General features: G+C 68.1%; 15 protein-coding genes and 2 CRISPR repeat arrays. Of the genes, 6 read left to right on the plus strand and 9 right to left on the minus strand.

Going from position 1 to position 14,891, the window contains the following annotated elements; genetic code table 11:
• Positions 1-5 precede the first annotated feature (5 nt).
• Positions 6-1,388 (minus strand): FtsK/SpoIIIE domain-containing protein, encoded by a 1,383-nt coding sequence (locus tag OG589_RS27410; protein WP_405140654.1) that lies wholly within the window; start codon positions 1,386-1,388, stop codon positions 6-8.
• Entirely contained in the window at positions 1,388-1,738 is a 351-nt protein-coding gene (locus OG589_RS27415; RefSeq protein ID WP_405140655.1) for a hypothetical protein, read from the minus strand. The genes OG589_RS27410 and OG589_RS27415 overlap by 1 nt, the downstream gene beginning before the upstream one ends.
• Positions 1,739-1,876: 138 nt before the next feature.
• Between OG589_RS27415 and OG589_RS27420 the strand changes: the two genes are divergently transcribed.
• The 3 genes from OG589_RS27420 to OG589_RS27430 all read left to right on the plus strand — a co-directional run bounded on the left by OG589_RS27420 (position 1,877) and on the right by OG589_RS27430 (position 4,179).
• Positions 1,877-2,278, plus strand: coding sequence for a winged helix-turn-helix domain-containing protein (locus tag OG589_RS27420; RefSeq protein ID WP_405140656.1), 402 nt, complete (start codon positions 1,877-1,879; stop codon positions 2,276-2,278).
• A gap of 552 nt (positions 2,279-2,830) precedes the next feature.
• Complete coding sequence (locus tag OG589_RS27425; RefSeq protein ID WP_405140657.1) at positions 2,831-3,571, plus strand: AAA family ATPase; 741 nt, start codon at positions 2,831-2,833, stop codon at positions 3,569-3,571.
• 20 nt (positions 3,572-3,591) lie between these two features.
• Entirely contained in the window at positions 3,592-4,179 is a 588-nt protein-coding gene (locus OG589_RS27430) for a guanylate kinase (protein ID WP_405140658.1), read from the plus strand.
• A 195-nt stretch (positions 4,180-4,374) separates the two neighbouring features.
• On the opposite strand, the gene OG589_RS27435 is transcribed toward OG589_RS27430, so the two are convergent.
• Both OG589_RS27435 and OG589_RS27440 read right to left on the minus strand, forming a co-directional pair.
• Positions 4,375-4,668, minus strand: a complete 294-nt coding sequence (locus OG589_RS27435; protein WP_405140659.1) for a hypothetical protein — start codon at positions 4,666-4,668, stop codon at positions 4,375-4,377.
• Between the two features lie 339 nt (positions 4,669-5,007).
• Positions 5,008-5,829 carry an SAM-dependent methyltransferase gene (locus OG589_RS27440; RefSeq protein WP_405140660.1) on the minus strand — a complete coding sequence of 274 codons (822 nt, stop codon included), beginning with the start codon at positions 5,827-5,829 and terminating at the stop codon, positions 5,008-5,010.
• Between the two features lie 107 nt (positions 5,830-5,936).
• Between OG589_RS27440 and OG589_RS27445 the strand changes: the two genes are divergently transcribed.
• From OG589_RS27445 to OG589_RS27455, 3 genes are all read left to right on the plus strand, one after another.
• Positions 5,937-6,245 (plus strand): GntR family transcriptional regulator, encoded by a 309-nt coding sequence (locus OG589_RS27445; RefSeq protein WP_405140661.1) that lies wholly within the window; start codon positions 5,937-5,939, stop codon positions 6,243-6,245.
• 650 nt (positions 6,246-6,895) lie between these two features.
• A complete protein-coding gene (locus tag OG589_RS27450) occupies positions 6,896-7,228 on the plus strand; it encodes an HAD family hydrolase (RefSeq protein WP_405140662.1) in 333 nt (110 codons plus the stop codon).
• Positions 7,225-7,413: an HAD hydrolase-like protein gene (locus tag OG589_RS27455; RefSeq protein ID WP_405140663.1), complete on the plus strand. Its 189-nt coding sequence runs from the start codon at positions 7,225-7,227 to the stop codon at positions 7,411-7,413. The genes OG589_RS27450 and OG589_RS27455 overlap by 4 nt, the downstream gene beginning before the upstream one ends.
• 230 nt (positions 7,414-7,643) lie before the next feature.
• A CRISPR array of direct repeats spans positions 7,644-8,771; the repeat unit is 28 nt; unit sequence GGAGCATCCCCGCGTGCGCGGGGGCGAG.
• A 73-nt stretch (positions 8,772-8,844) separates the two neighbouring features.
• Positions 8,845-10,825: a CRISPR direct-repeat array (repeat unit 28 nt; unit sequence GGAGCATCCCCGCGTGCGCGGGGGCGAG).
• A gap of 18 nt (positions 10,826-10,843) precedes the next feature.
• Here OG589_RS27455 and cas2e read toward each other — a convergent pair.
• The 5 genes from cas2e to cas7e are packed head-to-tail and all read right to left on the minus strand — an operon-like array spanning position 10,844 to position 14,867.
• Complete coding sequence (gene cas2e, locus OG589_RS27460) at positions 10,844-11,152, minus strand: type I-E CRISPR-associated endoribonuclease Cas2e (protein ID WP_405140664.1); 309 nt, start codon at positions 11,150-11,152, stop codon at positions 10,844-10,846.
• Positions 11,149-12,180, minus strand: coding sequence for a type I-E CRISPR-associated endonuclease Cas1e (gene cas1e / locus OG589_RS27465; protein WP_405140665.1), 1,032 nt, complete (start codon positions 12,178-12,180; stop codon positions 11,149-11,151). Before cas1e ends, cas2e begins: the two co-directional genes overlap by 4 nt.
• Before the next feature lie 6 nt (positions 12,181-12,186).
• On the minus strand, positions 12,187-12,939 hold the full coding sequence (cas6e, locus tag OG589_RS27470; protein WP_405140666.1) for a type I-E CRISPR-associated protein Cas6/Cse3/CasE: 753 nt from the start codon (positions 12,937-12,939) through the stop codon (positions 12,187-12,189).
• A gap of 6 nt (positions 12,940-12,945) precedes the next feature.
• On the minus strand, positions 12,946-13,761 hold the full coding sequence (gene cas5e, locus OG589_RS27475) for a type I-E CRISPR-associated protein Cas5/CasD (protein WP_405140667.1): 816 nt from the start codon (positions 13,759-13,761) through the stop codon (positions 12,946-12,948).
• Positions 13,746-14,867: a type I-E CRISPR-associated protein Cas7/Cse4/CasC gene (cas7e, locus tag OG589_RS27480; RefSeq protein WP_405140668.1), complete on the minus strand. Its 1,122-nt coding sequence runs from the start codon at positions 14,865-14,867 to the stop codon at positions 13,746-13,748. Before cas7e ends, cas5e begins: the two co-directional genes overlap by 16 nt.
• Between the last annotated feature and the right edge of the window lie 24 nt (positions 14,868-14,891).

Genomic DNA, 14,891 nt, shown 5'->3' on the forward strand with positions numbered 1-14,891 from the left:
TCCTTTCAGGCCGCGATCTCGGGGTGTGCGCCGCTGTCCAGCTCGTGGCCCAGGCCGCTGGCCTTGACCTGCTCCCAGGACGGAGCCCGATCGGCGAAGGTCTGGGCGGCCTGTTCGGCCGCCGTGGTGGAGACGTAGCCGGACCGGGCACGGGTCCAGCGGCCATCGGCGCCGGTCACCACCGCCACGCCGGGCATCTCCGGCGGGATCGACCGGGCGGCGACCAGGGCGTCTGGGTCGAGGTCGCCCAGGGTCATCACGGCGGTTTCGGGATCGTTGACCCGGTGGCAAACCCGCCCGCCGATCTGGGCGCGCAGCGCGGTCACCCCGGGGCCGAGGTCGGAGCCGATCCGCTGCCCCGACAGCACCAGGTGGATACCGAAGGCCCGCCCGAGCTGGGCGATCCGCAGCAGCGCGGTCGCGGTCTTGGTGACCTCGTCCTTCTCGGCCTTGTCGGCGGTCAGGAACAGCTCAGCCAGCTCGTCGACCAGCAGCAGGATCGGGATCGGCCGCAGCGCGTCGGGAAGCTGCCAGATGTCGCGGGTGCCGTGCCGGCGACAGGCCAGCATCCGGGCGCCCATCACCCCGATCAGCTCAGCCAGGAGTCTCACCGCGTCGGCTCTGGTCGTCACCAGGGCCGACAACCGCGGCGCGTAGGGAGACAGCTCGACCCCGCCTTTGAGGTCAAAGCCGATGATCGCGACGGGTTGGCGGGCGAGCGCCACGAGCAGCGCGTTGATCAGGTTGGATTTGCCCGATTGGGTGGCGCCGACATTCATCCAGTGCGGGATGAGCCGGAAGTCCAGATGCCAGGGGGCGCCGGTCTCCAACACGCCGACCACCGGTCGCAGCAGGTCGGCAGCCGTCCAGCCCGACTCCGGATCATCGGCAGGCGTGGCCGGCATGACGTGGGCTAAAGGGTCGCGTGTGGTCGCCTGTAAGGTGACGCGGCCAGGCCGCGAGCCGACCACCCGGACCGCTTCCACCCGCCAGGCGTGCGCGAGCCGCTCGCACACCTTGGCATAGTCCTCAGGGATCTGGCCGTCGAGCAGGTGGAAGGTGACGCGCCACCCGTGCCGTACCAGCCGGGGCAGCTTCATCCACGGTTTGGTGTCGACCGCGACCCGCTGAAAGCGCCGCTTGACCCGGACGACGCCGGTCGAGGCGACCATGTTGGGGACGACGGTGAACCACCAGCGGTGACGCTTCTTGGTGAGCCCGCACCCGGAGGCGACGTGCCGCCAGGTCCAGCGCAGCCGTACCGCCTTGAGCGGAAACCCGACCAGGTACCAGAACGACACCGGCGCCACGCGCCGCCACAAGCGCAGGGCGACCAGCACGCCGAGGGCGATGAACAGCGGAGGGGGGATGACGTCGAGGATGCTCATCACGCCACCCCCGCAGGCATGCCCGAGGCGGCCTGGACGAACGAAGTGGCCTTGTAGGAGATGCCCCAGCGATTCGCCCCCTGGATGGTCTGCTCCCACACGTAGCCGATGAGGCCGACCGGGGTGATCTCGTCGCCGGGGGAGATGTCCGGCTCGGCCGAGGTGCCGATCTTGAGGAGTTCCAGGCGGCCGAAGTCGTCTTCGACCGTCACCGTGACCTCGTAGACGATGTTGCCGTTCTTGTCCTTCTTGATCTCGCCGGTCTCCTTGTTGACCAGGCGGGGCCGTGCGGCCTTGACGCAGGTGAACTGAAGCTTGTTGGTGTCGACGGGGATCGGGATGGTGCGCATGGTCGCGGGTTCCTCTCAAATGGGATTCTTAGGCCTCATGGAACACTTGGAATTCTAAGTTGTCAAGGAGTTCTATGGGCGCTTGGTTGGCATGGGAGTCGTCGCGTGGTGAACTTGGCAGGAGCGAAGGAGCGAGCGATGGTGCAGAACACCGGCCGGCCCGGCTACTTGCAGATAGCCGACGAGCTGCGCGGGCAGATCCGATCCGGCGCCTTGCCGCCGGGGCAGGCGTTGCCGTCGATCGCCCAGCTCTGCCAGCGCTACGAGGTCTCGGCCAGCGTGGTGAAGTCAGCGATCAGCGTGCTGCGAACCGAAGGGTTCGTGATCGGCCAGCAAGGCAAGGGCGTGTTCGTCCGCGACCCGGCAGAGGTGGACGCGCAGCCTAGGGGCCGCAGCGAGCCCGCCGAGGACACCAACGAGCAGATCTTGAAGCAGATCAGCCAGATTCGGGAGACTCTGGGGGATCTGGGGAACCGGCTTGCCGATCTTGAATCGGCGGTCTTCCAAGAGCCGAAGCGATCTCATGGACGCGGCGACTGAGCTCGTCGAGTTCCGCGGCGATGCCGGCTAGCTCGTCGGCGATTCGCTGTTGCGTGCCGGTGTTCACGGTGGCCTCCCTGCCCGGGGTTACGTCTCTGTGGGATGCCTCAAGTTCACCGTGATTACGGGCTTTTCTGTATCACGCGGCTCTAGTTAAGCTTCTTCACGCCGTCTCATCAGCGGTTTACACGAGCGTTTTCACATGCACCGCCGAAACTGCCCGCTTCCCCCGAGCGTGAACGTGAAGGGACGCACTTGAAGACGACCCAGCGCCAAGGCTGGACCCCCGCCAAGCTTCGGGAGCATCGCGAAGCCCACGGCCTGACCCTCGAAGGAGCAGGCGACAAGCTACGACAGACGGCCGAGCGCCACGGCCTCACCGTGCCGGCGGCCAACTTCCAGACCATCTGGGGACATGAGAACGGGACCATTTACCCAGGCCCGCACTACCGCCGCGCGTACTGCCTGCTGTATCAGGCCACCGAACCCGAGCTTGGATTTCGTCTGCCGTTGCCCGGCGAATCACAGAAAGCGGAAATTGTGATTTCCGAATTGCCTGCGCCCGTCGACCCTGCCGCCGACAACGCCGCCGCCCTGGTCATCGAGGAGGCGTTCACCAAAGTCTCTGTCGACGGCATCCAGAGCGACAGCTCTCCCCAGGCCGCTCTACGTGCCCGCGTGGTCGACGCCTGGCGCCGGCGCCACGGCGGAGGAAGCCCCAAGCCCATCCTCGTTCTCGTGGGCGGATATGCCGGATCGGGCAAGACCGAGTTCTCCCGGTTCCTGTCCGACATCACCGGCTGGGCGTTCCTGGACAAGGACTCCCTCACCCGGTCCATGGCCGAACGGCTGCTCATCTCCCTTGGCAGCGACGCCAACGACCGGCACACCGAGCTGTACCTCACCGAGGTACGGCCACTGGAGTACCGGTGCCTGATGGAATCGGCATGGGACAACCTCAACTGCGGGACCTCGGCGATCCTCTCGGCGCCGTTCATCACCGAACTGCGCGACGAGGCATGGTTCACCCGGCTGGAGAACCGGTGCGCGGCCAAGGGCATCGACGTCGCCGCGATCTGGGTTCGCTGCGACCCGGAGTCCATGCGCGAGTACATCGAATTCCGGGGAGCCGCACGGGACGCGTGGAAGCTGGCCAACTGGGACCAGTACGTCGCCGGCCTGGACACCGACAAGGCCCCGCCCACCGCACACCTCACCGTCGACAACCGGCTAGGTTCGGCCATCAGCCTTGCCGACCAGACCCGCGACGCGCTCAAGCGCATCCTCGCGTGACGCCACCAACAGGAGTCGTCTTGTACGGCCCGCCCACCAGCGGCAAGAGCACCACCACCCAGGCCCTGCACCGGCTCGACCCCCGGTTTCGGCTGCTGCGCAAGCTCAAGGTCGGCACCGGGCGAGCCGAGGAATACCACCTCGTCACCGCCGCCCGACTCGACGAGCTGCGCCAGGCCGGCCGCACGCTCGCCGAGACCTACCGGTACGGCAACACCTACGCCATCGACCGCGCCGAGATCGACGACATGGGCCAAGCCGGGCTTATCCCGGTCGCCCACATCGGCAACATCGCCGACCTGCGCCGCCTCGTCGACCGAGACCCCTGGTTGCGCGTCCTGCTGTGGGTCCCGCGTGAGGTCTGCGAGCAACGGTCGCGCCACCGCGGGGACGTCGACACCGCGCAGCGCCTGGCCGCGTGGGAAGAGACGCTCACCGACCTGGAGACCGGTAGCGACGAGGGTTTCTTTCATCTGCGCCTCCATACCGACCGCATCGGCCCCGACCAGGCGGCCCGCGAGATCGCCGACGCGTTTCACACCCTCACCTCGCCATCTCACGCGGGGCGTCCGCTTGCGGAAGACGCTCAAGCACGGCCGGCGGGATGAGGTCCAGTCGCCACCAGGTGCCGCAGTCCCCGCAGGTGGCGCCGCCGGGCAGGTGGCCGACGTAGGGCCAGATCCACGTCCAGCGCACCCGCAGGTGCGCACAGTCGCTGCGCTCTCGGCGATCGGGCTCACTCAACGGCAACGGCCGTTGAGAAGCGTTCACAACGGCACGGTCCTGGTGAGCGATCGGCGCGGTCATGGCCCGCCTTGTGCCGAGGCGGCGGCAGGGAGCACCTGGCCGAACAGTTGCAGGAACTCGGCGACCTTGTCGCGCGCTCGCGCGTAGGCGGCTTCCTCGCTGGCGAACCTCTCGATCTCCTGGGCCCCCTTCGGACCGGGGAGCTTGCAGCGCAGCTCGTAAGGCCGGCAGATCATGTTCAAGGTGAAGGCCCGCACCCCGCCGACCATCCCATGTCTCAAGGCGTGCACCTTCGCCGACGTCACCCAGACGATCTCCAGCTCAGCCACGACCAGACCCGCTCTCAGCATTGAGCCCCCGCAGCTCCCGGTAACGGGCGGCTATGCGTCGTGCCGCCGTTGAGGGGTCACGAATGGGACACCAGGTGTAGACCCACCGCCCCGTACGCTCGGATACCCGGCCGGTCCACCAGCGGTAATGCAGGCCGGCAGTACCGATCTCGCACCAGACCACCAAGCCCTCCCACACCGACAGCGCCGCCACCTGATCCCCCTCGTGCGGGTCAGCGGTGATCCCCAAGGACTCCAACTCCCGGCTCAACCGCAGCACGGCCACCGTGGCCGGGGAACGCCGCACCGCCGAGAGCCCGCCGACGACCGGAACCTGTGCGCCCGCCGGCCCAGGAGCGGTCACCGCTTGCGTCCTATCCCGCCATAGGCCAGCACACGGCTGTCCTCCAAGAACACCGGCCCGTCCGGCCGCCACAACGGCAGATACACCACCCCAGGGGTGAGCAACTCCAAGCCGTCGAAGAACTCGGCGATCTCCACACACGAACGCAGCACCGCCGGAGCGCTCGCACCGCGGTAGGAATCGGCCACCCCTGCCAGCTCCCTGTGCCGCTCCGCATGGGAAACCACCAGATACGACCCCGGGGCCATCGCCCTGATCAACGTCGAGACGATCCCGTACGGGTCCTCACGATCGGCGATGAAATGCAAGACCGCACACAGCAGCACCGCCACCGGCTCGGAGAAGTCGATCACCCCCCGCACGTGCGGATCACCCAAGATCTCCCACGGCCGGCGCAGGTCACCGCCCATCGCGTGCGTGTTCGGGTTGTCAGCCAGCAGCGCCCGAGCATGCGACAACACGTGCGGGTCATTGTCCACATAGACCACCCGCACCCGCGGATCGGTCCTCTGGGCCACCTGATGGACGTTCTCTCGCGTCGGCAGACCGGTCCCGATGTCGATGAACTGCCGGATACCGGCCTCACCGGCCAGGAACCGCACCGCACGGCCCAGGAACTCCCGATTGGCCCGAGCCATCAACGGAACATGCGGAGACCGCCGGATCACCTCCTCGGCATGCCGCCGATCAACCTCGAAGTTGTCCTTACCGCCCAAGTAGTAGTCATACATCCGCGCCACGCTGGGCCTACTCACATCCAGCTGGCCAGGCAGAACCCACTCCGACCCCTCACGGGAGTCCCGGTCCGGTGCTTCCATGCGCCCAGGATAAACAGCCCTGACTACTCTTGCCTACCCCTGCCGATCGGTACGCCCCGTAACGTCTCATGACCCGCCCCTACCGACCGCTTCCTATCGTCATAGGTGTGATCGACTTCCGGCCTGATCAGCCCAAGTCAGAGCAGGTACTGACCGAGATGCGACGCCGTATCAAAGCAGGCGTCTACAAGCCCGGACATCCCATCCCTGGCGAACCGCGCATGGCCCAAGAGTTCGGCATCGCACGCCGGACAGCCCGCAAGGTGATCAACGCACTCTTGGACGAGGGTCTGATCTACACGGTCAAGAACATCGGCACCTTCGCCGCCGATCCCTCGACAGGCCAGCCACCCGAGCAGATCACCCCGGAAGACGACACCGACCAGGACGACGAGCCATCAGCCTCGTCCCAGTGAACCACTCGGCAACATCGACCGACTGAAGCACCCTCGGTCAGCGACCTCGACGACACCCGGATGAGGACTTTCTTCTCGTCTTTAAAGGCGGCCCGCTTCGCGACCCGCCGGGGCGCGCCGGTCGGCAAGCGTGCCCGGCTGCGGCTCTTCGGCCGGTCCGGGCACGCACCGCCCCGCGTGCCCCGTGAGGCCGGCAGAAGCCGCCAGTAAGACAATGAGAGTCGCTCCCTTCGGTCCTCGTCATGCCAACGGGCAGTCGGCCACCTGCTACCTGTCCCGCTGGCCGCTGTCACGGAGATCACTTGACTACGGCACGTCGAGAACATCCCCGTGCTCGGTGGTTCCAGTAAGTGCCCGTCGTCGTGGCTGGCTAGGGGTAGGCCATCACACCGATACAGGTTTCGATCGCGTTGTGGCTGGTCACCGCACAGAGCTGAGGGCGATCGAAGGTCCGGGCCTTTGCCCCGGCCCGCCGAGCGACCAGGGTGCGCGTGTGTACTCTGCTGTCGCCAGGGACCAGGCCCCGTAGGATGTGCGGCTGTGCAACGGCTTGCGCTCTTCGACCTGGACAACACCCTTATCAACCTGGACCAGGCGTTCCGAAGGTGGGTTGAGGAGCTCGTCAATGAGCGCAGTCTCGGGGGAAAGCGGTGGAGTGGTTCATCGAGTTGGACCGGGCAGGTCATCCGCATCGAGAAGAGTTCTTTACCAAGGTCTGCGAGTACTTCGCCCTGCCAGATTCGGTCGACGAGTTGTGGAGCCAATACCGCAAGCGCATGCCCCATCTCGTCTGCTGCCGTCCCGACGTCCTACACGGGCTCACCCGGCTACGAGCGTCGGGGTGGCTGGTGGCGATCGTGACGAACGGCATGGCCAACAACCAGCTCGGCAAGATCTGCAACACTGGCTTGGCTGATGTCGTGGACGCCTATGCGCTCTCCGGCGTCGAGGGCATTCGCAAGCCCCACGCCGTTCCGGTGTGACACTCGACGGAGGCGGCTGGGTGATTGGAGACAACCTGATCGCCGATGTGGCCGGCGGACGCGCCGCAGGTCTGCGCACCATCTGGATCGACCGAGGAACATGGCCCGCTGTAGAGCACAACGCCGATCACGTCGTCCCGGATGTGACTCATGCGATTGAGATCTTGCGTAAGCAAGGTAGCTGAACAGCACGAGCGCGTACAGCAGCGAATCACACGTCGGCCCTCAGGGCATCCGACTGGGCTGTTCCGCCCGACGGCGGTGCTCCGGACCGCGTCCGCACACCGCCACACCACAAGCTAGCGCGCCGCACCCTGCACCACGACACCGCCCAGAACTCTCGGCTGACTGGCTACTGCCGTCCACCGTGCGCGGGGGCGAGGTCGAGCTCGACGTGTCCGCCACCACGTGGGAGGGAGCATCCCCGCGTGCGCGGGGGCGAGCACCGCGCGGGCTCGGGTCGCCCGGTCGAACACGGAGCATCCCCGCGTGCGCGGGGGCGAGTTCCGTCCAAGGAATGCCAGCCCTTTCGTAGAGGGAGCATCCCCGCGTGCGCGAGGGCGAGCCAAAAACGTGGCGTAGTAGAAATCTCAGGGCCGGAGCATCCCCGCGTGCGCGGGGGCGAGACCACGCACAAGACCGTCGCCGTCCCCGCAGGCGGAGCATCCCCGCGTGCGCGGGGGCGAGTGGCGCGGAAGGTGCACCACCCCGGACGGGCGTGGAGCATCCCCGCGTGCGCGGGGGCGAGCTGCTCGCGGTCCTGCCGCAGGTGGCACCCCAGGGATCATCCCCGCGTGCGCGGGGGCGAGGGCATCGCCGGGGTGATCGACGCGTTCCTGCCGGGAGCATCCCCGCGTGCGCGGGGGCGAGGGCTCCCACGCCAGCAAAAGGTGATGCGCGGAGGGAGCATCCCCGCGTGCGCGGGGGCGAGGGTATGCCGCTCGCCCTGGCCCAGGCTCGGACCGGAGCATCCCCGCGTGCGCGGGGGCGAGAATCGTGTAGACCATGCCCTGTACGAGCGGGCAGGAGCATCCCCGCGTGCGCGGGGGCGAGCCCGACGAGCCCGCACACGCGATCCGCCTGGCGGGAGCATCCCCGCGTGCGCGGGGGCGAGGACTCCGGGCCCACCGCGTGTTAGACGGTCCACGGAGCATCCCCGCGTGCGCGGGGGGCGAGCCCGTGGATCCACAGGAGGGCGGCATCCCCTACGGAGCATCCCCGCGTGCGCGGGGGCGAGGGCCTGGCGGTCATGCTGAGCACCATGGCGTGGGGAGCATCCCCGCGTGCGCGGGGGCGAGACTGGCCTACAAGCTTTTCCAGATGGCCCCGGCGGAGCATCCCCGCGTGCGCGGGGGCGAGTTCAGAAGCGCCGGGATGATGTGGCTGTACTCCGGAGCATCCCCGCGTGCGCGGGGGCGAGGCGTCCTTTTTCTTCTTGTCCTTGGGCAGCTCCGGAGCATCCCCGCGTGCGCGGGGGCGAGCACACCATTCACACACTGATGGTTACCTCTAGGGGAGCATCCCCGCGTGCGCGGGGGCGAGAGGGCGGGGCTCAGGAGCATCCCCGCGTGCGCGGGGGCGAGGCCTCAGTAATGCAGCAGACTCCCGTCCTGGTGGGAGCATCCCCGCGTGCGCGGGGGCGAGGCCGTAGTTCGCGAACGTGTCACGGAACAGGCGGGGAGCATCCCCGCGTGCGCGGGGGCGAGCCCTGCACCATGCCCGCGAGCACGGCCATCTCCGGAGCATCCCCGCGTGCGCGGGGGCGAGGTCTACGGCAACGCGCTGACCTACACCAAGGAGGGAGCATCCCCGCGTGCGCGGGGGCGAGACCAACCGAATGGGGTTGGCCGACATGGCGAGAGGAGCATCCCCGCGTGCGCGGGGGCGAGGACAGCGCGTCCGCTTGTGACTGCGCCAGCGACGGAGCATCCCCGCGTGCGCGGGGGCGAGCTAGCGACAAGTCCTATGAGGCTACTCCGCTGGGGAGCATCCCCGCGTGCGCGGGGGCGAGGCCACCAGCACCAGCACGGTGCGGAACCGGAACGGAGCATCCCCGCGTGCGCGGGGGCGAGGCCACCAGCACCAGCACGGTGCGGAACCGGAACGGAGCATCCCCGCGTGCGCGGGGGCGAGCTGACCATCACCGATCACTCGACCGGTGACCTGGGAGCATCCCCGCGTGCGCGGGGGCGAGGCCGACCCCGGACATGCGGCTCTTGCCAGAAGAGGAGCATCCCCGCGTGCGCGGGGGCGAGGCCTGGCCGGCGGCCTTGAGCAGCGAGCCCGCGGGAGCATCCCCGCGTGCGCGGGGGCGAGCTCACCGTGTCCGGCAACAAGTTCAAGTACGACGGAGCATCCCCGCGTGCGCGGGGGCGAGGCGGTGTAGGTGACCTCGCCCTCCCAGTCGGCGGGAGCATCCCCGCGTGCGCGGGGGCGAGTCGTCAACGGAAGAGAGACCAATGTCTGACCGCGGAGCATCCCCGCGTGCGCGGGGGCGAGGTGCATCCTCATACGAGAGTCTGCCCACTGTACGGAGCATCCCCGCGTGCGCGGGGGCGAGCGCTCTTAACGATCCCAAGGATGTATGCCTAGGGGAGCATCCCCGCGTGCGCGGGGGCGAGTTCAGCAGCAGCTCCAGGTCCCACGGCTGACGGGGAGCATCCCCGCGTGCGCGGGGGCGAGGAGAGGTGTTGCTTGACCCTCTGCCCTGTCAAAGGAGCATCCCCGCGTGCGCGGGGGCGAGTGCCAAAGTCTGGCGTCCTGCGTCACTGTGAAGGGAGCATCCCCGCGTGCGCGGGGGCGAGGAGGACGACCTCCAGCGCGCTGTCGCCGAGGCGGGAGCATCCCCGCGTGCGCGGGGGCGAGGAGGGGTGGATGCCGATGTCGCGCGCCGGACCGGGAGCATCCCCGCGTGCGCGGGGGCGAGCGTCCGTTGCCGCGGGCGGGACGCACAGGTGGGGGAGCATCCCCGCGTGCGCGGGGGCGAGCCGCTGCGGCATACCGGTGTCCCGCGACGCTGAGGAGCATCCCCGCGTGCGCGGGGGCGAGGTGGACCCGGCGATTTGGAGTACGAGGTCGCCGGGAGCATCCCCGCGTGCGCGGGGGCGAGCCGTTCGCCGCGACCGCCAGCTCGCGCAGGTGGGGAGCATCCCCGCGTGCGCGGGGGCGAGGCGGGCCCGGCCCGCCCGGATCTCGTAGCGGCGGGAGCATCCCCGCGTGCGCGGGGGCGAGCTGGCGGGCGGCCTGCCGCTGCTCGGGCGTGGGGGAGCATCCCCGCGTGCGCGGGGGCGAGCGCCAGGTCGGGGCTTCCCTCCCTGTCGAACGCGGAGCATCCCCGCGTGCGCGGGGGCGAGCCACAGAGATCACGGTCGGGGGTGTCCCATGGCGGAGCATCCCCGCGTGCGCGGGGGCGAGCTCACGTGCTTCCCCAGGTCCCTCTGAGTCAGCGGAGCATCCCCGCGTGCGCGGGGGCGAGGTGGTCGTACCAACACGGGGTCGTGTCGGCGAGGGAGCATCCCCGCGTGCGCGGGGGCGAGGTTAGAACGCACGACAGTTAGAGAGTTAGACAGGGAGCATCCCCGCGTGCGCGGGGGCGAGGCTTGCTGAGCTGGGCAATTAGGTGGTGGGGAGGCGGTTTTCATTCGGTTGGATTCGGCGGCGGGCCGATAGGATGAGGCCGTCGTAGTCGGTGGGGTGCCAACGGTCTGTGCCTGCGGTGCGGACAGTCCAGCCTTGTTCGTTGTTGGCGGGCTCGACGAGGATGGCTTGGCCGTCTCCGATGCGAGTGGACAGCAGGTCCCATAGGCGGTCGCGGATACGACGGCTGGGGTTACCGACGAAGACTCCGGCGTTGACTTCGATCATCCAGCGCGTGAGGTGGCCGCGGAGTCCTTCGGGAGCGGCGATCAGGACGATGACGGTCATGAGGTGGGGCCGGGAGTGTCGAATTCGGGGCCGATGATAGCGATGTGGTCTTCGCCCATTGTTGGTTGGACGAGGTTGAGGCCGAGGTTGATGGCCAGGTCGGATTCATCGGCCCAGTTGGTGCCGCCTGCGACGGTGCCGAGTTGTTCGTCCCAGAGTTGGTTCAGATCCTCGTCGGGGAGATCTGAACCTTCGGGGGCGAGGAGGGTTTTGATGTCGGTGACGATGCGATTGAGGAGCCGGGTCTGAGCGATACGGTCGCGCAGGCCGATGCGGGCGTCTCGTTCTTCGGTGAGGCCTTTGGCAGCGAGGTCGAAGGCCAGCGGGATGGTGTAGTCGGCTTTGTAGAGGTCGGCAACGTCCAGGACGAACGAGATGGCGGAACCGGTGTGGACGAATCCGAGGCCAGGGCTGGCTCCGATGCCGACGATGACGGCGTGGCAGATGCCGTAGAGGGCGGCATTGGCGGCCGATAGAAGGCGGTTGAGGTCGTCACCTGCGGCGTGGGCGTCGCCGGCGCGATATTCGCGGCGGTTCCAGGCGACGCCGGTGCGCTGTGAGTGCGCCTGGTAGAGCTTGCGGATGCGTGATCCTTCACGTCCGCGTAGTTGCTGCATGGTGGCGGTGGAGACGTCCTCTCCGGGGAAGCGCATCCCGTACATGGCGCGGGCGACGTTCAGTCGTTCCTTGGTGCGGGTGACGAGCCAGGCTTGGCGGTGTAGGAGCCCGGCACCGCGTGCGGGGCCCAGTCCGGCGGCGTACATTCGGACGCCCTGTTCGCCGACCCAGCACACGGTGGTGCCGGAATCGGCGAGCAGGCGGATCGCGCCGTGAGTGACACGGGTTCCCGGGCCCATCAACATGACTGCGACCATCGCGGCGGGGACGCGGACGGTCTCGCGCTTGTTGATGATGACCACGGCGTTCTCGTCACGGTCGATGTGACTGCGCTCGACGTAGACGCTGGAGACACGGTCGGAGACGCGGTGCAGGTCGTGGGGGTGGGCTTTCCACCAGATGTCGGCCATCTCGCCTCACTGGCCGGTCGGCAGAGGGGCGAGGGTGAGCAGTCCGCACCCGTAGGCCTTGGACGGGCCGATGCCCCCCAGCAGCGCGCTGGTGAGTAGAGCATTGTCAGTGACGCGCAGCCGACCCTCGAAAGTCGCGGTATGAAGGATGATCTGCTTACCCCGGACGCCCCTGGTGAACGTGCGACGGTCTCGGGCGATGAGCCGGACGTCGGGGGCGGGCACGGCCTTGTCGTCGGCGAGGCTGGGAATGGCGGGGTCGGTACGGGCTACGGCGATCTCGAAGCCGCATCGCGCCGTACGGTCCAGGAGCCAGCCGAGTTGGGCGTTGGCGGTGCGGTGGGCTAGCCGGAACGATCTGCGGTCGCCGGCTGCGATGCGCGCGGCCTGAGCCGGGGTCGGCTTTTCGGGGTGGTTGGTGTTCTGGACCGGGTTTGCTGTCAGCCGGAACGCGAACTCTCGGCCGGGGGTGATCCGGGCGAGCAGTGGCGCGTAGTCAGCGATGGCGAAGTGCTCGCCGGCTCCGTCCGGCCAGCCCGCCGCTTCGACGATGTGAGCCCAATCGGGTTTGGATTGTGTGAGGACGAAAAGCAGGGGGCGGTATGGGTTGTCGGCGTCCAGCCGCCAGAGGATCCGCTCGCTGTCAGGTGTTCCAGGGATTCCGGCGCAGATGTAGGAGTGCATGACTCTGGGGCTGGCGAGCATGGCGCGGCTTTGGGCGCGGAGCGGGTTGATCCTGATGCGAGACAGATAGCTCATCGAAGGTCACCAGCCCAGCAGAGCGAAAGGATCGTGTGCCGAGGAGGCGTCGGCAGGCGGGACGGGGTCGGGGAAACCGGTGGGGATCGACCGCCAAAGATGCGTGACACGACGAGTGGCGTAGCGCCGATCACGCGGGTGAAACGACACGGGCTCATCGTGCAGGACGTGATCCCCGTCGGCCGCCTCAATGGTCACCATCCGATCGATGCGCGCCAGCCGTCCGTGTCTTTTTTCGAACGCGCCCCGGGCATGGCCGCCGGCCTGCCACGGTTGGCTGGTCAGCGCCTCCAGAATCGAGTCGTTCTTGATCCCGAGCAGGATGGGCTGGGAAGGGACGCAGGAGCGCCGGCCCAGCGCCAGGGGGAACGCGGGGTGAGTGACGGCGTTGGCCAGGGAGTGCACCAATGGTGCCGGACCCGCGACGGCGGCGACGAACACCGCGTCCTGGAGATAGAAGCGCTGGGTTACATGTGTGTATTTGGCGGGTGAGGTCGGCTTTTGAATGCCTTTGGCCGATACCCCTGCCTGGGGCAGCGGCCGATCCTGGTAGTCGCTGACGGTGTGGTAGTCCCGCAGCAGCGTGCCCTCCTGATCGACGCGGACTCCCATGGTCAGGCCGAGCAGGTCGCCGAGCGGCTCCTCACGCGGGTGACCTGCGGCGGCGGCGAGCAGTCCGATCACTCCGGACTTGGTCGGCTGCGGCCGTGTGTCGCGCCGGTTGAACACACTCTGATCGCCCCAGGACTGCATCGGCCCGGCCAGCCTCAGCAATAGGACGGCCTGGATGGGGTCGGGTCCGGCCATCAGTTTGTCTTCCACGAGGCGGTCAGGGCGTCGTTCAGGCCGGACAGCAGTTCGCTGAACGTCTGGTTGGCGCCGAATGCCTCGGCGAGGGTGTCGTCCTCGAAGGCGTGGGAGACCGTGACGTGTGTGGGCTCGTCGCCCCACTGTCTGCTGGACCGCGCGTACTCCTTCGCCAGCCGCACTGCTGAGGCGGCGGCGATCCCGTCGCTCTCCCTGACCGGACGTTCGAAGGCCGACACGAGGTTGACGGGCTGGTCGTCGCGGACCACGACCGCGACAAGGCTGGGCCGGGTCCGGTGAGCGAAGGAGTTGATATGGCCGGTCGGCATTGACAACGCGAACGCCTCGGCGAACCGTGTGACTGTCTCGATTGCGGCGTCGACACTGCCGAGGTTGGTTGCCAACTGGTGAACGCCGACCGTGGCGTACCGGTAGAGCGTCGCGGCGTTGAACCCGATGTTCCCGAGCATCCCGGCACCGGACTCATCAGCCTCGTTCTCGTCATCGACGGCCGTGTAGTAGTCCGACTCGATCTCGGCCGCGTGAGTGGAGATGGCGTGGGCTACCTGCGTGGCCGCGTCCACATTCAGCGACGGGATGTCGGCGACCATCCGGCCGAACAGGGCCACGCCGATCGGGTGGCCAGTCTTCAGCCGCTCCGCGACCGCTAGATCCTTCGTCGCCGCCTTGAGCTGCTCGTCGTCCAGTTCGGCCAGGTCCTTGGCCTGGTCGGCGATCAGACCGACAATCTCGTCCAACTGCTGGTAGCCGAAGAACAGCAGGTAAGCGGTGTTCCCTGCCTTCTTGCCAGCCTTGATGCCCAGCGGTTCCAGCAGCGCCCCGGCGATCCGCTGAGCGGCTTCGGGCTCGACACCCGTCCGCAGCACGACCCGCTCGGCCAGTTGCCCAGCGATTCGCTTGGTGCGGGTGCTCTGGTCAGCCTCGGGCAACTTCTCATCGAAGGCGCGCCGGGTGGCGCGCTTCCACGCCTGGGACGAAACCCGGGCCCGGCGTACCCCGCCGAACTTGGCGTCCTTCGGATTGCCCTGATCATCCCGATTCAAGTTAGCCGGGGGAACCGTCTGAATGATGTGGATGTCGACGTACTGGCGCTTAGACATCGTTTTCTCCGCTGATCTCGAAAA

Origin of the sequence: Sphaerisporangium sp. NBC_01403 (genome assembly GCF_045040145.1) — a bacterium.
Taxonomy (GTDB): domain Bacteria; phylum Actinomycetota; class Actinomycetes; order Streptosporangiales; family Streptosporangiaceae; genus Sphaerisporangium; species Sphaerisporangium viridialbum.